The sequence below is a fragment of the Pseudomonas sp. TE3552 genome (assembly GCF_056278945.1).
On record NZ_JBWBQJ010000001.1, the window covers coordinates 2,034,847 to 2,054,372 of the forward strand.

The 19,526-nt window shown below is 57.7% G+C and carries 19 protein-coding genes; 9 read left to right on the forward strand and 10 right to left on the reverse strand.

Going from position 1 to position 19,526, the window contains the following annotated elements; genetic code table 11:
• Positions 1-3: 3 nt before the first annotated feature.
• Positions 4-192 (reverse strand): hypothetical protein, encoded by a 189-nt coding sequence (locus ACZ9BB_RS09000; protein ID WP_007935646.1) that lies wholly within the window; start codon positions 190-192, stop codon positions 4-6.
• Positions 193-473: 281 nt separating this feature from the next.
• Between ACZ9BB_RS09000 and galU the strand changes: the two genes are divergently transcribed.
• Entirely contained in the window at positions 474-1,313 is an 840-nt protein-coding gene (gene galU / locus ACZ9BB_RS09005) for a UTP--glucose-1-phosphate uridylyltransferase GalU (RefSeq protein WP_003182953.1), read from the forward strand.
• 129 nt (positions 1,314-1,442) lie between these two features.
• The gene (gene gorA, locus ACZ9BB_RS09010; RefSeq protein WP_476213450.1) at positions 1,443-2,801 is read left to right on the forward strand and encodes a glutathione-disulfide reductase; all 1,359 of its coding nucleotides are present in this window, start codon (positions 1,443-1,445) and stop codon (positions 2,799-2,801) included.
• Here gorA and ACZ9BB_RS09015 read toward each other — a convergent pair.
• Positions 2,798-3,817 (reverse strand): DNA-binding protein, encoded by a 1,020-nt coding sequence (locus ACZ9BB_RS09015; RefSeq protein ID WP_476213451.1) that lies wholly within the window; start codon positions 3,815-3,817, stop codon positions 2,798-2,800. The two genes, gorA and ACZ9BB_RS09015, sit on opposite strands and share 4 nt — an antisense overlap.
• 178 nt (positions 3,818-3,995) lie before the next feature.
• Here ACZ9BB_RS09015 and ACZ9BB_RS09020 point away from each other — a divergent pair, with 178 nt between their 5' ends.
• The 3 genes from ACZ9BB_RS09020 to ahpF all read left to right on the forward strand — a co-directional run bounded on the left by ACZ9BB_RS09020 (position 3,996) and on the right by ahpF (position 7,335).
• Positions 3,996-4,934 (forward strand): site-specific integrase, encoded by a 939-nt coding sequence (locus tag ACZ9BB_RS09020; RefSeq protein WP_476213452.1) that lies wholly within the window; start codon positions 3,996-3,998, stop codon positions 4,932-4,934.
• A gap of 138 nt (positions 4,935-5,072) precedes the next feature.
• Entirely contained in the window at positions 5,073-5,636 is a 564-nt protein-coding gene (ahpC, locus tag ACZ9BB_RS09025) for an alkyl hydroperoxide reductase subunit C (RefSeq protein ID WP_476213453.1), read from the forward strand.
• Positions 5,637-5,772: 136 nt separating this feature from the next.
• The gene (gene ahpF, locus ACZ9BB_RS09030) at positions 5,773-7,335 is read left to right on the forward strand and encodes an alkyl hydroperoxide reductase subunit F (RefSeq protein WP_476213454.1); all 1,563 of its coding nucleotides are present in this window, start codon (positions 5,773-5,775) and stop codon (positions 7,333-7,335) included.
• Between the two features lie 81 nt (positions 7,336-7,416).
• Here the strand turns inward: ahpF and gloA are convergent, their stop codons facing one another.
• On the reverse strand, positions 7,417-7,938 hold the full coding sequence (gene gloA, locus ACZ9BB_RS09035) for a lactoylglutathione lyase (protein ID WP_476213455.1): 522 nt from the start codon (positions 7,936-7,938) through the stop codon (positions 7,417-7,419).
• Positions 7,939-8,073: 135 nt separating this feature from the next.
• Here gloA and ACZ9BB_RS09040 point away from each other — a divergent pair, with 135 nt between their 5' ends.
• Positions 8,074-8,598, forward strand: coding sequence for a DUF4946 domain-containing protein (locus tag ACZ9BB_RS09040; protein WP_476213456.1), 525 nt, complete (start codon positions 8,074-8,076; stop codon positions 8,596-8,598).
• Positions 8,599-8,754: 156 nt separating this feature from the next.
• Here ACZ9BB_RS09040 and ACZ9BB_RS09045 read toward each other — a convergent pair whose 3' ends face one another.
• The 4 genes from ACZ9BB_RS09045 to ACZ9BB_RS09060 all read right to left on the reverse strand — a co-directional run bounded on the left by ACZ9BB_RS09045 (position 8,755) and on the right by ACZ9BB_RS09060 (position 11,863).
• Positions 8,755-9,120 carry a histone-like nucleoid-structuring protein, MvaT/MvaU family gene (locus tag ACZ9BB_RS09045; protein WP_476213457.1) on the reverse strand — a complete coding sequence of 122 codons (366 nt, stop codon included), beginning with the start codon at positions 9,118-9,120 and terminating at the stop codon, positions 8,755-8,757.
• Positions 9,104-9,286, reverse strand: a complete 183-nt coding sequence (locus tag ACZ9BB_RS09050; protein ID WP_476213458.1) for a hypothetical protein — start codon at positions 9,284-9,286, stop codon at positions 9,104-9,106. Before ACZ9BB_RS09050 ends, ACZ9BB_RS09045 begins: the two co-directional genes overlap by 17 nt.
• Before the next feature lie 68 nt (positions 9,287-9,354).
• Positions 9,355-10,890: an EAL domain-containing protein gene (locus tag ACZ9BB_RS09055; RefSeq protein ID WP_476213459.1), complete on the reverse strand. Its 1,536-nt coding sequence runs from the start codon at positions 10,888-10,890 to the stop codon at positions 9,355-9,357.
• Positions 10,891-10,990: 100 nt separating this feature from the next.
• Positions 10,991-11,863 (reverse strand): LysR family transcriptional regulator, encoded by an 873-nt coding sequence (locus ACZ9BB_RS09060; RefSeq protein WP_476213460.1) that lies wholly within the window; start codon positions 11,861-11,863, stop codon positions 10,991-10,993.
• Positions 11,864-11,941: 78 nt separating this feature from the next.
• On the opposite strand from ACZ9BB_RS09060, the gene ACZ9BB_RS09065 reads away from it, so the two are divergent.
• A complete protein-coding gene (locus ACZ9BB_RS09065; protein WP_476213461.1) occupies positions 11,942-12,889 on the forward strand; it encodes a DMT family transporter in 948 nt (315 codons plus the stop codon).
• Positions 12,890-13,133: 244 nt separating this feature from the next.
• Complete coding sequence (gene hppD, locus ACZ9BB_RS09070) at positions 13,134-14,210, forward strand: 4-hydroxyphenylpyruvate dioxygenase (RefSeq protein ID WP_476213462.1); 1,077 nt, start codon at positions 13,134-13,136, stop codon at positions 14,208-14,210.
• A gap of 143 nt (positions 14,211-14,353) precedes the next feature.
• On the opposite strand, the gene rarD is transcribed toward hppD, so the two are convergent.
• From rarD to ACZ9BB_RS09085, 3 genes are all read right to left on the reverse strand, one after another.
• Positions 14,354-15,241 carry an EamA family transporter RarD gene (gene rarD, locus ACZ9BB_RS09075; RefSeq protein ID WP_476213463.1) on the reverse strand — a complete coding sequence of 296 codons (888 nt, stop codon included), beginning with the start codon at positions 15,239-15,241 and terminating at the stop codon, positions 14,354-14,356.
• Between the two features lie 224 nt (positions 15,242-15,465).
• Positions 15,466-16,479: an aldo/keto reductase gene (locus ACZ9BB_RS09080; RefSeq protein ID WP_476213464.1), complete on the reverse strand. Its 1,014-nt coding sequence runs from the start codon at positions 16,477-16,479 to the stop codon at positions 15,466-15,468.
• A 315-nt stretch (positions 16,480-16,794) separates the two neighbouring features.
• The gene (locus tag ACZ9BB_RS09085; protein WP_476213465.1) at positions 16,795-18,105 is read right to left on the reverse strand and encodes an MFS transporter; all 1,311 of its coding nucleotides are present in this window, start codon (positions 18,103-18,105) and stop codon (positions 16,795-16,797) included.
• A 169-nt stretch (positions 18,106-18,274) separates the two neighbouring features.
• Here ACZ9BB_RS09085 and ACZ9BB_RS09090 point away from each other — a divergent pair, with 169 nt between their 5' ends.
• Positions 18,275-19,405 carry a sugar diacid recognition domain-containing protein gene (locus ACZ9BB_RS09090; protein WP_476213466.1) on the forward strand — a complete coding sequence of 377 codons (1,131 nt, stop codon included), beginning with the start codon at positions 18,275-18,277 and terminating at the stop codon, positions 19,403-19,405.
• Positions 19,406-19,526 lie beyond the last annotated feature (121 nt).

Genomic DNA, 19,526 nt, shown 5'->3' on the forward strand with positions numbered 1-19,526 from the left:
AGCTCAAGGCTTGTCCTTACCACGCCGCTTCGGGGCTGCCGGTTGATCTTGCAACACGGATGCCACTTCGATCGCCAACGCTTCAGTAGGAAACGGCCCGGCAATATTCTCGCCACCGACGCTGTCTATCCACCACTGGCCGTCTTTTGCCTGATTGATCAGGTACCCGTTGACGCTTTTTGCTGCCGACATCTATCTGCCTCGTTGGCTGGTTCAATCGCACAATGATAGCGCCAAATGCCCGCAATGGGTGCCGATGGGTGTAGGGTAGGGCAGATTGTCTTGCGGCTGATGGCCATGCAAACCTGTCGATCTCTGCTATTTATAAGAGGTTGTGCAATTAATCTGCGGAACTATCCATCAGAATATTTCTCTATGATGGCGTCGGTTAGCCAGTGCGGGGCATTGTAAGGTGCACGCCGCCTGATTAGACTGCGCCGAAACTCGTACACACAGCCCTTTCAAGGACTTATATGATCAAGAAATGCTTGTTCCCAGCAGCCGGTTACGGTACTCGCTTCCTGCCAGCGACTAAAGCCATGCCCAAAGAAATGCTGCCGGTGGTAAACAAGCCACTGATCCAGTACGGCGTCGAAGAAGCACTGGACGCCGGGTTGACCGAAATCTCCATCGTCACCGGTCGCGGCAAGCGCGCCCTGGAAGACCACTTCGACATCAGCTACGAGCTGGAAAACCAGATCAAGGGCACCGACAAGGAAAAATACCTGGTCGGCATCCGTAAACTGCTCGACGAGTGCTCGTTCTCCTACACTCGCCAGACCGAAATGAAAGGCCTGGGCCACGCAATTCTGACCGGCCGTCCGCTGATCGGCGACGAACCCTTCGCCGTGGTACTGGCGGACGACTTGTGCGTCAACCTCGAAGGCGACGGCGTACTGACCCAGATGGTCAAGCTGTACAAGCAGTTCCGCTGCTCGATCGTGGCCATCCAGGAAGTCGACCCGCAAGAAACCAACAAGTACGGCGTGATTGCCGGCGAGATGATTCGCGACGACATCTATCGCGTTCACAGCATGGTCGAGAAGCCAAAACCTGAAGATGCACCGTCGAATCTGGCGATCATCGGCCGTTACATCCTGACCCCGGACATCTTCGACCTGATCGAACAGACCGAGCCAGGCAAGGGCGGCGAAATCCAGATCACCGACGCTCTGATGAAGCAGGCACAAAACGGCTGCGTCATGGCCTACAAGTTCAAAGGCAAGCGTTTCGACTGCGGTGGCGCCGAAGGCTACATCGACGCGACCAACTTCTGCTTCGAGAACTTCTACAAGACTGGCAAGGCTTACTGATAGCGCCTGAGCTGCTTGTATTGAAAAGCCACCTTCGGGTGGCTTTTTCATTTTCCGGCCCCATATCGTTTGCGATGCTTGCCCAAAGGGTACCCGCAGGTATGCTGGTGGCCTGCCGAGGAGATAGAAATGGCCTACGATTTTGACCTATATGTGATTGGTGCCGGTTCCGGCGGTGTGCGGGCTGCGCGGTTTGCGGCCGGTTTTGGTGCGAAAGTCGCCGTGGCTGAGAGCCGTTATCTGGGCGGTACGTGTGTGAACGTCGGCTGCGTGCCGAAGAAATTGCTGGTTTACGGCGCGCACTTCGCCGAAGACTTCGAGCAGTCGCAAGGCTTCGGCTGGACCCCGGGTGAGGCCAAGTTCGACTGGGCGACGCTGATCGCCAACAAGGATCGCGAGATCAATCGCCTGAATGGCGTCTATCGCAATTTGCTGGTCAACAGCGGCGTGACCTTGCATGAAGGCCACGCGAAAATCGTCGACCCGCATCAAGTCGAGATCAATGGCGAGCGTTACACCGCAAAAAACATTTTGATTGCTACCGGTGGCTGGCCGCAGATTCCTGAGATTCCAGGGCACGAGCATGCGATCAGTTCCAACCAGGCGTTCTTCCTTAAAGAGCTGCCCAAGCGCGTTCTGGTGGTCGGCGGTGGTTACATTGCGGTGGAGTTTGCCGGGATTTTCCACGGGCTGGGCGCCCAGACTACGCTGCTGTATCGCGGTGATCTGTTCCTGCGTGGCTTTGACGGCTCGGTGCGCAAACATTTGCAAGAAGAGCTGACCAAGCGCGGCATGGACCTGCAGTTCAATGCCGACATCGAGCGCATCGAAAAGCAAGCCGATGGCAGCCTGAAGGCAACCCTCAAGGACGGTCGCGAGCTGCAGGCGGACTGCGTGTTCTACGCCACCGGTCGGCGTCCGATGCTCGATAACCTTGGGCTGGAAAACACCGGCGTCAAACTCGACGACAAAGGCTTTGTCGAGGTCGACAAGCAGTATCAAACCGCTGAACCGTCGATCCTGGCCCTTGGCGATGTGATCGGTCGGGTGCAACTCACGCCGGTTGCTCTGGCCGAAGGCATGGCGGTGGCGCGGCGTTTGTTCAAGCCTGAGCAATATCGACCGGTGGATTACAAGATGATCCCGACCGCCGTGTTCAGCTTGCCGAATATCGGCACTGTCGGCCTGACCGAAGAAGAGGCGCGAGACGCCGGGCACGATGTGGTGATCTTCGAAAGTCGTTTCCGGCCGATGAAACTGACCCTGACCGAATGCCAGGAACGAACCTTGATGAAGCTGGTGGTGGACGCCAAGACCGACAAGGTCCTGGGCTGTCACATGGTCGGCCCGGAGGCCGGCGAGATCGTTCAGGGGCTGGCAATCGCGCTGAAGGCGGGCGCGACCAAGCGTGATTTCGACGAAACCATCGGCGTGCATCCAACAGCCGCCGAAGAGTTCGTCACCATGCGCACGCCAGTCGCGGGTTAATCGTCCTTCTGCGGCGCTGATGCGTCTGGCCCTGTTGCAACGACAGCCGCCAGACGCACGCTTTCATCCAGGCTTGCCTGCAACTTGATCAGTTCAACTTCCAGCGCTTTGTTGATATGCGACTGTTCGTCGATGTTCTGCTTGAGTGACTGGCTTTCCAGCAAGGCAATGCGCAAGCGTTCCTGGAGGAGGGTGCGTTCGCTGTCGATACGGCTGACCTGTTCCAGCAGTTGATCCTGTCGGCTGTTGGTGTGCTTGAGCTGTTCCTGCAGCAGGCTCAACTCTCGCAGCGTTCCACGGTTTTCGGTCAGCAAGCGCTCGTTGTCGCGATGCAGTTGGGTGATTTCATCCTGGCGAACCAGGGCGCTTTGCTGGGCCTGGCGCAACTCCATTTGAATCTGTTGCACCTGACCTTCATGGCGTCGCTGTTCCTGCTCGCGCTGGTCCTTGACGGCATTGCGGTAGTGCTCCAGCGCTTCGCGAGCGTGCAGGTGCTTTTCTTCCAGCGAGCGGATCTGCTCGTCCTTGTCCTGTAAGCGTAATTCGAAATCCGCCAGCGCCTGGTTCAGCCCGGCGTTACGGGTTTGCTCGGTCTGCAGTATGGATCGGGTGTCTTGCAGCTCTGCCGATTCCTGGGTCAGCGCCAGGCTTTGAATTTCGTATTGCTGATGCAATTCGGTATTCGCTTCTCGGGCGTCGTGTAGCTGGGTTTCCAGTTCTTTTCGTTGTTGCTCGAACTGCGCGCGTGCCTGGTCGATGGGCTCTTGCGCCTGTTCTTTCAGGCGTTGCGCCAGCCGCGACACCAAGCCTGTCAGCTCATCATCGATAGGCTCGGAAGGTGCTTGCGCGGGTTCGGTGCCGTCATCGAGCTCCTTCAGGTAACGATGGATCGTGGTTTTCGAGCCGGTATTGCCCATCTCGATCCGTACTGCGTCGATGCTCGGGTGTTCGCCGCGGGCGAGGATTGCCGAGCGTGCCGCTTGCACCAGTGCTTTGTTTACGCCGCCACGTGCCATGTGTTCTCCTACGATTTGATACTGTGGTACGTACCACTAATATGCATAATGTACCATGTTACGAAAAAAGTTAAAAACCCGCTATATATCATGCGGGATATACTGGTATTACCCCGTGTGATCAGCTGTAGACCGGGTTTTCAATCGCCAATACGGTACGTTTTCGAGAACTGAGCCCATGACTGAACTGGACCGCTATCTACAAGCTGCCACCCGCGACAACACCCGTCGCAGCTATCGGGCAGCCATCGAGCACTTCGAAGTCAGTTGGGGCGGGTTTCTGCCGGCGACCAGCGACAGCGTGGCGCGGTATCTGGTCGCGCATGCGGGTGTGCTGTCGATCAACACCTTGAAGTTGCGCTTGTCCGCGCTGGCGCAGTGGCATAACAGCCAGGGTTTTGCCGATCCCACCAAGGCGCCCGTGGTGCGCAAAGTCTTCAAGGGCATTCGCGCGCTGCACCCGGCGCAGGAAAAACAGGCCGAGCCGTTGCAGTTGCAACATCTGGAACAAGTGGTTGCCTGGCTGGAACAGGAAGCGCAAACCGCCAAGGCTCAGGGCGACCAACCGGGTTTACTGAGGGCCCGACGCGACTTGGCCTTGATTCTGCTCGGCTTCTGGCGTGGTTTTCGTAGTGATGAATTGTGTCGCGTGCAGATTGAGCACGTGCAGGCCAGCGCCGGCTCAGGCATCACCCTCTATCTGCCACGCAGCAAGAGCGATCGCGAGAATCTCGGCCAGACGTACCAGACACCGGCCTTGCAGCGCCTGTGTCCGGTTCAGGCCTACATCCAATGGATCACCGAAGCCGCATTGGTCCGCGGGCCAGTGTTTCGGGGTATCGACCGTTGGGGCCATTTGAGCGAGGAGGGCTTGCACGCCAATAGCGTGATCCCGTTGTTGCGCCAGGCACTGGAGCGCGCCGGCATTGCGGCCGAGCATTACACCAGTCACTCCTTGCGTCGTGGCTTTGCCACCTGGGCCCATCAGAGCGGTTGGGATTTGAAGTCGTTGATGAGTTACGTGGGCTGGAAGGATATGAAGTCCGCCATGCGCTATGTTGAATCCAGCCCGTTTCTCGGGATGACCCGCATCGCTGAAAAGCCATTGACGCTGTAGATCACGTTTTCTTCTATTAATACTGTCGGCTAATAGCGAAAACCAATCAGCAACATCAGGTTTGCCAATGAGCCAACCGGCGATCGACTGGGTAGGATTCACCTCATCAACTTCTTAACCCCTGACGGAGAGTCAACGATGCCTATCATCAACAGCCAAGTTAAACCGTTCAAAGCTACCGCCTACAAAAATGGCGACTTCGTACAAGTGTCGGACGCTGACCTGAAAGGCAAGTGGTCTGTCGTGTTCTTCTACCCAGCCGACTTCACTTTCGTTTGCCCGACCGAACTGGAAGACCTGGCTGACAACTACGCCGAGTTCGAGAAACTGGGCGTCGAGATCTACAGCGTTTCCACCGATACCCACTTTGCCCACGCGGCCTGGCACAACACTTCGCCAGCCATCGGCAAAATCCAGTACACCATGATCGGCGACCCGACTCATGTCATCTCCCGCAACTTCGACGTGCTGATTGAAGATGCTGGCCTGGCAGACCGTGGCACTTTCGTGATCAACCCTGAAGGCCAGATCAAAATCGTCGAGCTGAACGACGGTGGTGTAGGTCGTGACGCATCCGAGCTGCTGCGCAAAATCAAGGCTGCCCAGTACGTCGCTGCTCACCCAGGCCAGGTTTGCCCAGCCAAGTGGAAAGAAGGCGAGGCCACTCTGGCTCCGTCCCTGGACCTGGTCGGCAAGATCTAAGTCTGTGACGCGCTTCACCAGGGCGGAACTCCGCACCTCTTAAGTAAGCTGCACCGCCCTTAAAAAACGCCCGGGCGAGATTCGCTCGGGCGTTTTTTTTCGACTTCTTTTTATCAAATACATGGAAATCGCCCGTATGTTGGACGCCAATCTTAAAGCCCAGTTGAAATCGTACCTGGAACGGGTCACCCAGCCGATCGAGATCGTTGCCTCCCTCGACGACGGTGCGAAATCCCAGGAAATGCTCGCACTCCTGAAAGATGTTGCCAGTCTTTCCACCCAGATTACTTTGCTCGACAACGGTGACGATGCACGCAAGCCATCGTTCTCGATCAACCGCCCGGGAGCCGATATCAGCCTGCGTTTCGCCGGCATCCCGATGGGCCACGAATTCACATCCCTGGTGCTGGCCTTGCTGCAAGTCGGCGGCCACCCATCGAAAGCCAGTGCCGAAGTGATCGAACAGATCCGCTCGCTCAAGGGCGAGTTCAACTTCGAGACGTATTTCTCGCTGTCCTGCCAGAACTGCCCGGACGTGGTCCAGGCGTTGAACCTGATGGCTGTGCTGAATCCGAACATTCGTCACGTCGCCATCGACGGTGCGTTGTTCCAGGCTGAAGTTGACGAACGTCAGATCATGGCCGTGCCAAGCATTTACCTGAACGGTGTGAACTTCGGCCAGGGCCGCATGGGCCTGGAAGAAATCCTCGCCAAGATCGACACCAGTGGCATCGAGCGTCAGGCCGAGAAGATCAGCGCCAAACAAGCCTTTGACGTGCTGGTCGTCGGCGGTGGCCCGGCCGGTGCTTCGGCGGCGATCTACGCGGCTCGTAAAGGCATTCGCACCGGCGTGGCGGCGGAGCGTTTTGGTGGCCAGGTGCTCGACACCATGGCCATCGAGAACTTCATCTCCGTACAGGAAACCGAAGGGCCGAAACTGGCCGTGGCGCTGGAAGAGCACGTCAAGCAGTACGACGTGGACATCATGAACCTGCAACGCGCCGACAAGCTGGTGCCGGGCAAAAATGGCGAGCTGCACGAAATCCATTTCGCCAGCGGCGCTTCTTTGAAGGCCAAAACCGTGATTTTGGCGACCGGTGCCCGGTGGCGTGAAATGAACGTTCCGGGTGAGCAGCAATACCGCAACAAGGGCGTGGCGTACTGCCCGCACTGTGACGGTCCGCTGTTCAAAGGCAAGCGTGTGGCGGTGATCGGTGGCGGTAACTCCGGCGTCGAAGCAGCCATCGACCTGGCCGGTATCGTCTCCCACGTGACCCTGCTGGAGTTCGATGTACAGCTGCGTGCCGATGCGGTGTTGCAGCGCAAGTTGCACAGCCTGCCGAACGTTACCGTGATCACCAGTGCGCAAACCACTGAGGTGACCGGAGACGGCCAGAAGGTCAACGGCCTGCGCTACAAGGATCGTCAGTCGGACGAGTTGCGCACTGTCGAACTGGAAGGGATCTTCGTGCAGATCGGTCTGTTGCCCAATACCGATTGGCTCAAAGGCACCATTGAATTGTCGCCACGCGGCGAGATCATCGTCGATGCTCGCGGTGAGACGTCGATACCTGGTGTGTTCGCGGCCGGTGACGTGACCACCGTCCCGTACAAGCAAATCGTGATCGCGGTGGGCGAGGGTGCCAAGGCTTCCCTTAGCGCATTCGATCACCTGATCCGCACCTCGGCCCCGGCATAAACGCAGGCGCTGAAAACACAAAACCCCATGAGTGATCATGGGGTTTTTTGTGTCTCCCACATTGGGAATCTGCGGCGCTTTTTACAGCGGTGCTGGCTGAATGATCTCGACCCAGTAACCATCCGGGTCCTTGATGAACGCCAGGCTCTTCATGCGGCCGTCGTTCAGGCGCTTCTGGAAATCACAGCCCAGCGCTTCAAAGCGTTCACAGGCGGCGCGGATGTCCGGCACCGAAATGCAGATATGGCCGAAACCGCGCGGGTCGGTGTTGCCGTTGTGGTAGGCGAAATCCGCGTCGTTCTCGGTGCCGTGGTTGTGGGTCAGTTCGAGAATGCCGGGGATCGACTTCATCCACTCAGTGCGAGAAGCGGCATCGGCCGGGATCTGGTTTTTATCGACCAGCGCCAGGAAATACAGGCTGAACTCGGCTTCCGGGAAATCGCGTTTCTCCACCAGCGAGAAACCCAGGACGCGGGTGTAGAAATCCAGCGACTTGGTGATGTCCTTGACCCGCAGCATGGTGTGGTTGAAGACGAACTTTTGGGTGGCGGTGTCGGGTTGGGCGGTCACGCCAGGAAATGTATCGAGTTCGTGCAGGCTCATGGGGCCCTCCGGAAAATCCAAGAATGGTGACAATGATACGCAAGGGCTCTGGCATCGCCAAACCAAAACCGCAGGCTTGCCTGACTGTCCGGTGAGGCTCAGACTTTGCGCCTCAATTCGTGAGTGTTCATTGCAATGATCCGATCCTGTCAATCGATGTTCGTCCTGATGTGTCTGCTTTCAGGTGTTACCAGTGCTCATGCAGAAGTTCCGGTCGTAACCTGGCCAAACGGATGGACAGTCGAAAGCGTTCCGCAAGATGAGGCCAAGCCACAGGTTTCCCGGCAGCGCGCAGTAAAAAATGACCAGGACGGTACACCGGTAATGGTGATGGAGTTGACCATGACTCAAGTGGAAAGTGGTCACCAGGTGAACCTGGAGGGTGTGTTGCTGGAAATGCGCAAGTCGGTGCAGAAGGACTTTTTCCAGAGCGGATATCAGAGCGTTTGCACCAGGATTCACCCGGCTACCTTGAGCCGGCTATCGGCGCTGGAAACTACCTGCACGATTACCCAGAACGGCCGACATGTGCTGTCTCAAACATTGGTTGCTGCGGTGGACGCCGATAAGGCCTATGTTCTTTCCTACGCGGGGCAGGCCGAGGTTTATAAGGCAAGTCAGGACGACATAACCGCAGCTCGAAACAGCTTGAAACTTTAGTTTAAGGTTTCTGGCTCATGCATTTTTAGATAGCCAAACGGATTAAGCACAAAGTAAGTCCACAATTAGCGAGTTGATCGGCGGCTATCGTTACATTTAGAGATCACCCATGAAAAAGCCCTGCATTTAGCAGGGCTTTTTTATTACCGCGAGTGCTTAGCCACGCAGCCAGGAATCAACGGTGGCCGCACCGTATTGTTCCTTCCAGGCTTTCAGGCCGCGGTGGTTGCCACCCTTGGTTTCAATCAGTTCACCGGTGTGCGGGTTCTGATAAACCTTGACCACGCGAGCGCGGCGGGTTTTAGGCGCAGTTGCCTGCTGCAGGCCGGATTTGGTCGGGTTCGGATCGAGGATGGCGATGATGTCGCGCAAGCTCTTGCCGTAGGTTTTCATCAGCCCCTGGAGCTTTTCTTCGAATTCGATTTCTTTCTTGAGCCCGGCATCGTTCTTCAGCGATTCCAACTGCTTGAGCTGTTCCTGAAGGGCCTTTTCAGCTGCACGGAATTCAGCGAGTCTGGACAATATCTTTACTCCAATAGTGTGTTTGGCTGATACCAACCGCAAACAAAGCTATAAGCCAAGAGCCTTGAAGCGACTCGGTGATTAATGGCTCACCTGCCAATTCTGCACAGGCATGAAAAATTGTAGTAGTTAATTGGCCAAGAGTAAATCCTGACTTTTTCTTCATGTAACAAGAGTAGTCTTTTGATTCAATTTGGTGCGTATCATCGTGATCTTGAGGCTTAAAGTGGTTAGTTAATGATCACTTAATGCTCTAATGAATTCGGCACCAGGCATCGGCCGGCCGAACAGATAACCTTGCAGGAAGTTCACCCCGTGGGCCGTCAGATAGTCACTTTGCTCCCTGGTTTCCACGCCTTCGGCGACAATGCCCAGATCGAGTTTGGCCGAGAGTTCGATGATGCTGTCCAGAATGTGTCGAGAGAGGGCGTCGACGCCGATCATGGCGACAAAACTCTGGTCGATTTTCAGGAAGTCCACATTGAACTGACGCAAATAACCCAGGCTTGAGTGGCCGGTGCCAAAGTCATCGATAGCAATCATCACGCCTAACCCGCGAAGCTGTTCGAACAATTGCAGGGTGATGGCTGTCGGCTCGATGAGTTCGCGTTCGGTCAACTCCAGTATCAGGTTGATGCTGCCCGACGCGAAAGCACCGAGGAACTCACGGCAATCCTCGACCAGTTCAAGGTCTCGACAGTGGCTGGCAGTGATGTTGATGCCAATGTGAAACGGCTCCTTGAACGATGCCGATAGAGGGGCCAGCAACGCCGCGGTCTGTTGCATCAATGAGCGGGTCATTGGCACGATCAACCCGGAATGTTCAGCAAACGGGATGAACAGATCAGGGCGTACCAGGCCTTCCCGGGGATGTATCCAGCGCATCAGTACTTCAGCGCCAGACCACTGCTTATTGGCGCCATGCACCACGGGTTGAAAATACGCAATGAACTCTCCTGCCTCCAGTGCACGCTGCATTTCACGGCTGGGCGACATCGAGCGTTTCTGCAAAACATGCCCGATCGAGCCTGATACCACACCGAAGAACATCAGCAGACTGAACAGCGGCGGGTACTCACTGCGCATGTAACGCCAGGTTTCTCCCACAGGGAAAGCGGCGGTCACTGTAAAAGCATAACGCGGCGACGTCAGCGTGCTTGGCGCCACGGGCGAGGCGGGCGGGGCGTCGTTGTGGACCTTGCCGTCGGCCGACAGCCAGTGCGGTCCGACTTGCAGCCACAGCAATGTCTTGCGGCCGATCAGCCGCAGCACGTTGCTCAAGTGATAACCGTCCAGCGTGGTCAGCGCGCCCTGATTTCCTTCGCTGAGCCGATATACCAGCAACGCGGTATTGGGCGTCACCGGGTTGCCACTCATGAGCCACAATTTGCCTTGGGTGTAATTGCCGGGATTGACCTGCTCCTGATAGTCACCGAACAACGAACTGCAATAGAGGTTGTCGTTCCATACAAGGTTGGTCGAGCGCACGAACGGTCGGCGGGTGACTTGTTCACGCAGGGCCAGTTTGACGTCGTTGCAGTTTTGGCCGGCCAGCGGCAATAGCTCTTGCGCCGCTTGGGCGGTGTTGTCGAGCATCAACTCGAATTGGCGAATGGCTTCTTTGCCAGTCAGTTCAGTACTTTGCTTGAGGGTACGTTCAGCCTGAAGATAGAGAATGGCGAACCCCAGCAAAACCGGGAGTAGCCCGCTCAGAACAGTCACAACGACCCGGGTGCCACGCTTACGGCGGCTTTTGACGTTCAGAGGCATTCGCAAATCCATCGCGATAAAAGAGGGCTCTCAAAGGCTGGCACAACACGCCTCCCAGAAGAGTTCAGCCATGATAGTTGGCCGTCGGCGCTTATGCCGCTCAACAAGCATTCAGGCTTGAGGCCAGTTTGATAAAAGCCAGCGTCGCAGGCGATGCCTGACGCCGATCGAGCACCGCCAGGCCGACTTGGCGGCTGATCGGGGGTGACAGCGGTTTTTTCACGTAGCGACGATCGTTGTCGTCAGGCAACGAGCCTTCGGCGACGACGGTCAGGGCATCGCCACGGGCTACGGTGTCCAGCGTGCTGAGCAACTGCGAGCAGCGATAGCGAATGTTCGGCGTCAACCGCGCGGCATTGAACAAGCGCGTCACCAGTTCCGAAGACCCGGCTTCGGTCAGCACAAAAGGGTCATGACATAAATCGCTCAAACTGAGGCTGTGGCGAGTGGCCAGCGGGTGACTGGCCGGCAGCAGCGCGACCATCTGGTCTTCGATTAATGCAACCGTGTCGAAACGTTCCTGGGGTAACACCACGAAGCCGATATCGATACGTCGCTCTTCGAGCCACTGGATCACCTGGCGGTCCGGACCTTCGTCAATGTGAACCTCGATGCCGGGGTGTGCGGCGCGGTAATGCTGCAAGATCCTCGGCAGCAATTTGATCGACGAGGTCGGGCCGAACGAGCCGATGCGCAAGGTGCCGCGTTTCATCCCGCGGGCATCGGCCGCTTCCTGGCGCAGGGTGTTGGCCAGCCCGAGCATCGCCCGAGCACGCAGTAATAGTTGCTGGCCGATGTCACTCAGCTCGACCTGGGACTGATGCCGGCGCAGCAGTTCGACGCCCAGTTCCTGCTCCAGCGACTTGAGCGCGTGGGAAACCGCGGATTGGGAAATCTCCAAACGATGGGCTGCCGCTGTGAAGCCACGCAGTTCGGCCACCAGCGAGAAAATCTCAAGTTGCGTCAGAGTCATGAGCATTTACTCATTTTACGATGATCGGGCATTAGTCGAATGATACGCCATGTGCACGATTACTGATGGTGGAGACTTATGACTACGTGTGAACACACCCTTGCGAGCTCTTCGGATGTGCCGGTTTATCTGAAGCTTGCCGCCGTCACCATGATCTGGGGAGGGACATTTGTCGCCGGGCGATTTTTGGCCGACAGCCTCAGTCCATTATTGGCCGCGAGCCTGCGGTTTTTGCTGGCGAGCGTGGCGTTGTCGCTGTTTGTGCTGCTGGCGCGTGTGCCTTTGGTATGGCCGAGCGCTCGGCAATGGCTGCAGTTGGCGTTGCTGGGTTTTTTCGGGATCTTTTTCTACAACCTGTGCTTCTTTTACGGGCTGCACTACATCAACGCATCACGGGCGTCATTGATCGTGGCGTTGAACCCGGCGGTGATCGGCGTGGCGTCGTGGCTGCTGTTCAAGGAGCGACTGAGTCGGGCGAAAGTGGCCGGTATCGCGATCTGCATTGCCGGAGCCAGTCTGGTGATCGTCAGTCGCAATCCGCAGTTACTGGCCGGTAATGCCGATGCCTGGATCGGTGATTTGTTGATCCTGGGCTGTGTGCTCGGCTGGGGTATTTACTCGCTGTTCTCCAAAGGCCTGAATCAGACACTAGGGCCGGTGCAGACGGTGACGTATTCGATTCTGCTGGGCACGCTGATGCTCTGGGTGACCACTGCCGTGCGGGGTGAATTAAGCGTCGCGGCGCTCGCCGAACTCGGCACGCAACAATGGCTGAGCCTGATGTACCTGGGCGTGCTGGGCTCGGCATTGGCCTACATTGGTTATTACGACGGTATCCGCAAAATCGGTGCGACGCGTTCAGGCGTGTTCATTGCCTTGAATCCGCTGACCGCTGTACTCCTTGGCGCATTGTTGCTGGGCGAACAATTGACCTTGGCGATATGCCTGGGCGGCGGGCTGATCCTGATGGGGATTTTTCTGTGCAACAAACCGCTTGCGCAGGCCGCAAAAAGGGGGATTTTATAAGAAGGCGGACAAACTGATTTACGCTGTGTAGAATCGGTTTACGCATATAAGAATAATCGTCTTCTGGCAGCAGAAGCATCGCCCGCAAGAGCCTTGGGTCGACAATGAAAATATTTGGGTTTCAATTGATCTACGGTGACTTCCTCGCCCGCAGCGTGCGGGGCATCTCCTGCGCGCCACCCGCCAGTCTCAGCATTGCTAGCAACTAACATTCGTTAATTGATAAAAATGATGAGGCGCCAAAATGGCAGATTTATACGAAAACCCAATGGGCCTGATGGGCTTTGAATTCATCGAATTCGCATCACCGACCCCCAATACCCTGGAACCGATCTTCGAGATCATGGGCTTCACCAAGGTCGCGACCCACCGTTCCAAAGACGTGCACCTGTATCGCCAGGGCCAGATCAACCTGATCCTCAACAACGAACCCCACAGCGTGGCATCGTACTTCGCGGCCGAGCACGGTCCGTCGGTATGCGGCATGGCATTCCGGGTCAAGGATTCGCAAAAGGCCTACAAGCGCGCGTTGGAACTCGGCGCCCAGCCGATCCACATCGAAACCGGCCCGATGGAGCTGCACCTGCCGGCGATCAAAGGCATCGGCGGCGCGCCGCTGTACCTGATCGACCGTTTCGGCGAAGGCAGCTCGATCTACGACATCGACTTCGTGTTCATCGAAGGTGTGGATCGCAACCCGGTCGGCGCCGGCCTGAAGATCATCGATCACCTGACCCACAACGTGTATCGCGGTCGCATGGCGTACTGGGCCAACTTCTACGAGAAACTGTTCAACTTCCGAGAAATCCGCTACTTCGACATCAAGGGCGAATACACCGGCCTGACCTCCAAAGCCATGACCGCGCCGGATGGCATGATCCGCATCCCGCTGAACGAAGAGTCGTCCAAGGGCGCCGGGCAGATCGAAGAGTTCCTGATGCAGTTCAACGGCGAGGGCATCCAGCACGTGGCGTTCCTCACCGATAACCTGATCGACACCTGGGATCGCCTGAAGAAAATCGGCATGCGCTTCATGACGCCGCCGCCAGACACCTACTACGAAATGCTCGAAGGCCGTTTGCCGAACCACGGCGAGCCGGTCGATCAACTGCAAGCACGGGGCATTTTGCTTGACGGTTCGTCCGAGCCGGGTGACAAACGTCTGCTGTTGCAGATTTTCTCGGAAACCCTGATGGGCCCGGTGTTCTTCGAATTTATCCAGCGTAAAGGCGACGATGGCTTCGGTGAAGGCAACTTCAAGGCGCTGTTCGAATCCATCGAGCGTGACCAGGTTCGTCGGGGTGTGCTCTCCACCGATTAACCCGTTTCAGGCATGAAAAAGCCCGGTCAGCAGCAATGCAGGCCGGGCTTTTTTTGGATCATGCAAAACCGTTGAGCGAGGCTTGCCCGCGAAGGGGACCTTGAAGACGCTAAAAGCTTCGCGGGCAAGATTCGCTCCTACAATTACATCGGCCCGCGTCGTTGCCGAACCAGATGCTTGAACCCTTCAAACACCAACACCACCACCGCCAACCAGATCGGAATGTAGGTCAGCCATTCGCCGGCCTTGATGCTTTCCCCCAACAATAACGCGACGCCGAGTAACAGCACCGGCTCGACGTAACTCAACAGCCCGAACAGGCTGAACGGCAGCAGTCGGCTGGCAATGATGTAGACCACCAGCGCCGAAGCGCTAATCACACCGAGCAGCGGGATCAGCAGTGACAGCCACGGATGTTGGTCGAAGACGCCAAAACCTTGCTCACCTCCCTGCACGAACCAGAGCGCCACCGGCAGCATCAAGGCCATGTCCAGCCATAAACCGCCAAGGTTGTCCGTGGCCAGGCGCTTGCGCAGGATGAAATAGATCGGATAACCGATCACCACCAGCAAGGTTGCCCAGGAAAAACCGCCGACCTGATACAGCTCGTTGAGCACGCCAAGGGTGGCGAAGAACACGGCTATTTTCTGCAGGTAGGAAAGACGTTCGCCATAGGCGATTCGTCCGGTCAGGACCATCGACAGCGGCAACAGGAAATACCCCAGCGACACGTCGAGGCTATAGCCGTTGAGCGGCGCCCACATGAACAACCAGAGTTGCAGGCCCAGCAGCGTCGCAGAAGCCATCAGGCCGACAAGCAACTTCGGCTTGCTGATCAGCCTGCGAACAATCTCGACCACACGCTTCCATTCACCGGACATCACCATGAACACAGTCATGCACGGCGCGGTCAGCAGCATCCGCCAACCGAAGATCTCTACGCCGCTCAAGGGGGAGAGCAGCGAGGTGTAGTAATACATGACGGCAAACAGCATCGAGGCTGTAACCGATAGAGCGATACCTTTAGACAAACTGTCCTCGCGGGTTGAAGGTCAAACGGGGCGCGCAGGATACGTGGTTTTTGTGTTGAATATTGGCCGAGTGATCAATATTTACAACATCCTGGCTCTCCAACATCCCGGATGACTGACCCACCGCCATCGCGGGCAAGCCCGCTCCCACAGTGACCGTGATTGCCGACGGAGTTTGTGAACGACACAAAACCCTGTGGGAAATGGCTTGCCTGCGATAAATATCAAGCGGTACGCGGTTTACGCCCTGGCACGAAGTGGCTCACGTCATTGAACCCCGGCGTCGAGGCGTGCCCCGGTGTCACCAGCGAATCGATAAACGCTTCGTCCTCAGCCGTGATCTTCACCGTCTGCGCCTTGGTGTACGCGTCCCACTGTTCTTCGGTGCGCGGGCCGACGATGGCCGAGGTGACGGCGCTGTTGTTCAGTACCCAGGCGATGGCGAACTCGACGATGCCCACGCCACGGCCCTCGGTGTATTGCTGGATCTGCTGGGCTATGCGCAAAGACTCGACCCGCCATTCGGTTTCCAGGATGCGTTTGTCCTGGCGGCCGGCGCGGCTGTTGGCGTCGGGTGTCACGTCCGGCGCGTACTTGCCGCTGAGCACACCGCGCGCCAGCGGACTGTACGGCACCACGCCGAGGCCATAGTTTTGCGCGGCGGTGATCTGCTCGGTTTCCACCTGACGGTTGACGATGTTGTACAGCGGCTGGCTGATGACAGGCCTGTCGACACCCAGCTTATCGGCCACACGAATCACTTCAGCGATGCGCCAGCCACGGTAGTTCGACAAACCCCAGTAGCGGATCTTGCCCTGGCGGATCAAATCACCAATGGCCGACACCGTGACTTCCAGCGGCGTGTTGTGGTCTTCGCGGTGCAGGTAATAGATGTCCAGATAATCGGTGCCCAACCGCGTCAGGCTGGCGTCGATGCCGTTGAAAATATGCTTGCGACTCAGCCCGCTGCGGTTCGGCACACCGTCGACCGGGCCGAAGCCGACCTTGGTCGCCAGCACCCATTCGTGGCGGTTGCCGGCAATCGCTTCGCCGACGATCTCTTCTGAGCGGCCGTTGGTGTACACGTCCGCGGTGTCGATGAAGTTGATGCCCTGGTCCCAGGCCTTGTCGATGATTCGCAGGGAATCTTCGGTGCTGGTCTGTTCGCCGAACATCATCGTGCCCAATGTGAGGGTCGACACCTGTAAACCCGAATGACCCAGCGTGCGATAGCTCATGACGAAATCCTTTTACCGGTGGGAAAGCTTCAATCAAATACCAAGAACCGCTGCGCGGAGCAATCGGAATTATCGACTCAGTTTCCTGTGGGGGCGGGTGGTTAGAGGGCTGTTGTGGCGAGGGGGCTTGCCCCCGTTCGGCTGCGCAGCAGTCGTAATCCGGCAAACGCGGATTAACTGACAAACTGCGGAGTATGGTTTTGGGGCCGCTTCGCGACCCAACGGGGGCAAGCCCCCTCGCCACAAAGTATCCGTGGATGCGCGAAATGAGAAACGGCCCGAAAGGGCCGTTTTTGTTTTCGCTGAACCTGAACCTTACGCCCGCAACGTCCGCGTCATGCGCAACGCCAGCAAACTCCCGCACACAATCACACCCGCCAGCAGGTAAAGCGCCGCATCGGTCGAGCCGGTGCTGTCCTTGACCCAACCCACCAGGTACGGGCTAAGGAATCCCGCCATCTGCCCCATGGAGTTGATCAACGCCAGCCCACCTGCAGCCGCACCCGCGCTAAGCATGGCCGTCGGCACTGGCCAGAACATTGGCAAACCAGTGAGGGCGCCCATGGTGGCGAGGGTCAAACCGAGGATGGCGATGGCCGGGTTGGCAGCGAAATTCACCGCGATCAACAGGCCTACCGCGCCCATCAACATCGGCACCACCAAGTGCCAGCGGCGTTCTTTGCGCAGGTCCGCCGAGCGGCCGACCATCAACATGAACAGCGCCGCCAGCAGGTAGGGAATCGCACTGAGCCAACCGATCACCAGGTTATTGCTGAAACCCAGGTTCTTGATGATCGACGGCAGCCAGAAGTTGATCGCGTAGACGCCGCTCTGAATGCAGAAATAAATCAGGCCGAAAGCCCAAATCGCCGGGTTCTTGAACACTGCCCGCAGGGAGTCGGTGGTGGTTTTCGGTTTGCTGGCCAGGTCTTGCGCATGATCAGCCTCAAGCACCGAACGCTCGTAAGGGGTCAGCCACTTGGCGTTGGCGTAGCTGTCGCTAAGCAGGAAATAGGCGAGGGCGCCAAGGATTACTGTCGGGATGCCTTGCAGCAGGAACATCCACTGCCAGCCTGCCAAACCGGCTTGGCCGGCGCCGAAGTGGTTGAGAATCCAGCCGGAAAACGGACTGCCGAGCAGGCCGGACACGGGGATCGCCGACATGAACAGCGCCATGATGCGGCCACGGCGGAACGTCGGGAACCACTGCGAGAGATAGAGCACCACGCCCGGGAAAAAACCGGCTTCGGCGGCACCGGTAAACAGGCGCAAGGTGTAGAACTCGGTGGGCGTGGTGACGAACAGCAGGCAGGTCGAGAGTGCGCCCCAAGTGATCATCATCAGCGCGATCCAGCGTCGCGGGCCGAATTTGTTCAGGGCCAGGTTGCTCGGTACGCCACAGAGTACGTAGCCGATGAAGAAAATCCCGGCACCGAGGCCGTACACGGTTTCGCTGAATTTCAGTGCATCGAGCATCTGCAGCTTGGCAAACCCGACGTTCACCCGATCGAGGTAGTTGAACAGGTAGCAGATGAAGATGAAGGGGATCAAACGCAGGGTAATGCGTTTGTAGACGGCATTTTTGTCGTCAGCGTTGGCCAGGGTAGCTGTGGCGCTCTGTGACATGGCGGGCTCTCTCTTTATTATGATTTTTTGCGGCGCAAGGGTAACGTTGATCGCCCAGTGAGTCTCGGCCACCCCTTGGCTGGTTGTCTTTGTGCTTGAGCACAGGGTTTGCGACAAACGCCTGTGCGGCTGAACAACCCGTCCCATCACGTTTTCAAGGATCCGCGCTATGTTCGAACTCGATCACGACCTGGCCCAGGACATCGTCGACCGGGCGATGGCCATCCTGCCCTACAACGTCAACGTCATGGACAGTCAGGGACTGATTCTCGGCAGCGGCGAGCCGGAGCGCATCAACACCCGCCACGAAGGCGCACAACTGGTGCTGGCCAACGGGCGCGTGGTGGAGATCGACGCGCAAACGGCGATTCATCTCAAAGGCGTGCAGCCGGGCATTAACCTGCCGTTGTTGCTCGATCAGCGTTTGATTGGCGTGCTGGGCATCACCGGCGAACCCGAGCAATTGCGTACTTACGCCGAACTGGTGCGCATGACCGCCGAGATGTTGGTGGGCCAACGCAATCAGCAGGCCGAGCAGCAATGGCGACGCCAGCGTTGCGACGATCTGCTGGCACTGCTGCTCAGCGAGGCGGGGGATTCGCCGCGATTGCTGGACGAAGCGCAGCAGCTGGGGCTCAAACCGCAGTTGACGCGGGTACCGTACCTGTTCGAATTGGGCATGGAACACGGCCCGGGGCAGACCGTCGAAGCGCTCAGCGCCTGGCTGATGTCGCGTTATCCGGACAGTTGGTGCGTGAGCTCGGCCAAGTCTTCGTTGCTCTGGTGCCGACCGGTGACGCCTGCGATCGAAAATGATCGGCTGCTGGAGAAGCTCGATGGCTTCGGCTGGAATATTTTGCGCATTGCCGTGGGCGGGCAGGCCGATGGGTTGTCGGGGTTGCGCCGCTGCTATCGGCGCGTCGGTGATTTGCTGGCCTACGGACGCGATGTGTTGCCGCAGTCGCGCCTGCTGACCCTGAGCCGTTATCGGCTGCCGGTGATGCTCTGGCGGCATCGCAACGATGACGCACTGGATGAACTGCTGCGGCCGCTGCGCAAAGTCATCGCCAAGGACGGCAACGGTCAACTGCTGGCGACCCTGCGCAGCTGGTGCGAACACGACGGCCAGAGCCAGGCCTGCGCCAATGCCTTGGGCATCCACCGTAACAGTTTGCGTTATCGCATGGAGCGGATCGCCGAACTCAGCGGCGTCGACCCACTGAAACTGGATGGCATGCTCGCACTCTACCTCGGCGTCCAGCTCCTGCCCCAAACCGAACTCCCAACCGCAATCCCGTAGCACCGTAGCAGCTGCTACGACGAAAGGTGCGGCGAACGATTTTGTGAGAATGAACAATAATCCTTATGGCCGCTTGTGCAGCGGACCGGCGTTATTGTTCAGGCCTGCTGGCAGCATGGAC

Bases quoted from the DNA above. Each gene is read 5' to 3' on its own strand.
- gloA (WP_476213455.1), bottom strand. From the start codon at position 7,938: ATGAGCCTGCACGAACTCGATACATTTCCTGGCGTGACCGCCCAACCC.
- ACZ9BB_RS09080 (WP_476213464.1), bottom strand. From the start codon at position 16,479: ATGAGCTATCGCACGCTGGGTCATTCGGGTTTACAGGTGTCGACCCTC.
- ACZ9BB_RS09040 (WP_476213456.1), top strand. From the start codon at position 8,074: ATGATCCGATCCTGTCAATCGATGTTCGTCCTGATGTGTCTGCTTTCA.
- ACZ9BB_RS09090 (WP_476213466.1), top strand. From the start codon at position 18,275: ATGTTCGAACTCGATCACGACCTGGCCCAGGACATCGTCGACCGGGCG.
- ahpC (WP_476213453.1), top strand. From the start codon at position 5,073: ATGCCTATCATCAACAGCCAAGTTAAACCGTTCAAAGCTACCGCCTAC.
- ACZ9BB_RS09020 (WP_476213452.1), top strand. From the start codon at position 3,996: ATGACTGAACTGGACCGCTATCTACAAGCTGCCACCCGCGACAACACC.
- ACZ9BB_RS09055 (WP_476213459.1), bottom strand. From the start codon at position 10,890: ATGCCTCTGAACGTCAAAAGCCGCCGTAAGCGTGGCACCCGGGTCGTT.
- ACZ9BB_RS09060 (WP_476213460.1), bottom strand. From the start codon at position 11,863: ATGACTCTGACGCAACTTGAGATTTTCTCGCTGGTGGCCGAACTGCGT.
- ACZ9BB_RS09065 (WP_476213461.1), top strand. From the start codon at position 11,942: ATGACTACGTGTGAACACACCCTTGCGAGCTCTTCGGATGTGCCGGTT.
- hppD (WP_476213462.1), top strand. From the start codon at position 13,134: ATGGCAGATTTATACGAAAACCCAATGGGCCTGATGGGCTTTGAATTC.
- ahpF (WP_476213454.1), top strand. From the start codon at position 5,773: ATGTTGGACGCCAATCTTAAAGCCCAGTTGAAATCGTACCTGGAACGG.
- gorA (WP_476213450.1), top strand. From the start codon at position 1,443: ATGGCCTACGATTTTGACCTATATGTGATTGGTGCCGGTTCCGGCGGT.
- ACZ9BB_RS09000 (WP_007935646.1), bottom strand. From the start codon at position 192: ATGTCGGCAGCAAAAAGCGTCAACGGGTACCTGATCAATCAGGCAAAA.
- galU (WP_003182953.1), top strand. From the start codon at position 474: ATGATCAAGAAATGCTTGTTCCCAGCAGCCGGTTACGGTACTCGCTTC.
- ACZ9BB_RS09050 (WP_476213458.1), bottom strand. From the start codon at position 9,286: ATGAAGAAAAAGTCAGGATTTACTCTTGGCCAATTAACTACTACAATT.
- ACZ9BB_RS09085 (WP_476213465.1), bottom strand. From the start codon at position 18,105: ATGTCACAGAGCGCCACAGCTACCCTGGCCAACGCTGACGACAAAAAT.
- ACZ9BB_RS09015 (WP_476213451.1), bottom strand. From the start codon at position 3,817: ATGGCACGTGGCGGCGTAAACAAAGCACTGGTGCAAGCGGCACGCTCG.